Here is a 1,465-nt window from a genome sequence, read left to right as displayed (position 1 = left end):
AAAAACCTCGTACCTCTCGAGATCATTTATTAGATACTAAATTATTAAAAAGAAGTTATGGTTTTTTAGGTATTGTAGAAGGTATATTAGCATTAATATTTTTTTTACATTATGGTGGTTGGTCTTTGATGCGTCAAAATATTCCTTTTAAAATGATTGCTCAGCAAAAAGAGTTCATTTTCGCTTCTACTATGGCTTTCGGCGCAGTTATTTTTTCTCAAATAGGTAATGTTTTTGCTTGTCGATCTGATAAGTTTTATTTTTGGCAAACTTTTACAAAAAAAAATAGACTTTTATTTGTAGGCATTTTGTGTGAATTAATATTGTTTATTTTAATTTCTCAAAATATAACTATTTTTAATAGTTTTTTTGGAACTACTTTTATTACTTGGCAGCATTATTTATATTTGAGTTTATGTATATTAATTATTTTAATTATGGATACTATTTATAAATTTATAACTAATAATATGCAGTCTAAGTAAGGCTATTAATATCTAAATAAATTTTATAGTTTTTATTATAATTATTTTTTATTTATTATAAATTTATTTATATTTTCGAACTTTTTTAGTTAATAAAAAAATTCAATGGAGTATGATAATAAATGTATAAATTAATTGTAGGATTAGGTAATCCGGGTTTAAATTTTAATTTTACTCCTCATAATGTAGGTTTTATGTTAATTGATTATTTATTGAAAGAATTTCGAAAATATGTTGTAATCGAAGAAAATAGTGATAAATTTAATTTAATTTATCGATGTCGTATTAATAATCAATGGACTTTATTACTTAAACCTCAAACTTATATGAATTTGTCAGGTTTAGCTCTTAAAAAGGTTATAAATAAATATGATGTCAGATTATCAAAAATATTTATAATTCATGATGAAATAAATTTAGATGTAGGTAAGTTCAAAATTAAACAAAATGGTAATGATGGAGGACATAATGGTATTAAAAATATTATAGATGTTTTAAAAACACGAGATTTTTTAAAATTAAAAATCGGTGTAGGTCGTGATCGTAATATCCCTTTATCACAATATGTTTTAAAAAAAATGAATCAAAAAGATATCGATTTGATTCATTTGAATTTTGTGTTATTTAAACGATTAATAGATATTTTTTTGACTACAAATTCTTTAGAATCTTTATTTATGACAATTAGTAATTTTAAGAAAAATAATTAATTGTTTTTGGATATCAAAAAAATAAAGAATAAAATGTCAAATAAATATTGACAATAGAGTTTTTTTCAATTACAATTATTGTGTTACTTTATACTGTGGAATAAAAAAATAGCCCTAAGGTATGTTTTTTGTATATTTTTTTGCATATTAAGTAAAATTATAGTAATTTAAGTTGATCACTACTTCTTTGAAAACTGAAGATGATATTTTATTATTTATTATGATGTTTATATCATAAAAATTTTAAATATTACTATAATTTAAATAAGT

2 protein-coding genes are annotated in these 1,465 nt (G+C 20.9%); both read left to right on the top strand.

Going from position 1 to position 1,465, the window contains the following annotated elements; translation table 11 throughout:
* A partial coding sequence (locus OC710_RS02695; RefSeq protein WP_304515011.1) for a cation-translocating P-type ATPase C-terminal domain-containing protein occupies nucleotides 1-485 on the top strand: 485 nt, incomplete at its 5' end.
* Nucleotides 486-607: 122 nt separating this feature from the next.
* The gene (gene pth / locus OC710_RS02690; RefSeq protein WP_004995424.1) at nucleotides 608-1,195 is read left to right on the top strand and encodes an aminoacyl-tRNA hydrolase; all 588 of its coding nucleotides are present in this window, start codon (nucleotides 608-610) and stop codon (nucleotides 1,193-1,195) included.
* The last annotated feature ends 270 nt before the right edge of the window (nucleotides 1,196-1,465 follow it).

It is taken from the genome of 'Vigna radiata' phytoplasma (genome assembly GCF_030586915.1).
In the GTDB taxonomy this organism is placed as follows: domain Bacteria; phylum Bacillota_I; class Bacilli_A; order Acholeplasmatales; family Acholeplasmataceae; genus Phytoplasma; species Phytoplasma australasiaticum.
Note: the sequence above shows the minus strand (reverse complement) of the source record. Positions and strands in the feature narration are given on the sequence as shown.

Coding starts and splice junctions, on each gene's coding strand:
- pth (WP_004995424.1), top strand. CDS start 608: ATGTATAAATTAATTGTAGGATTAGGTAATCCGGGTTTAAATTTTAAT.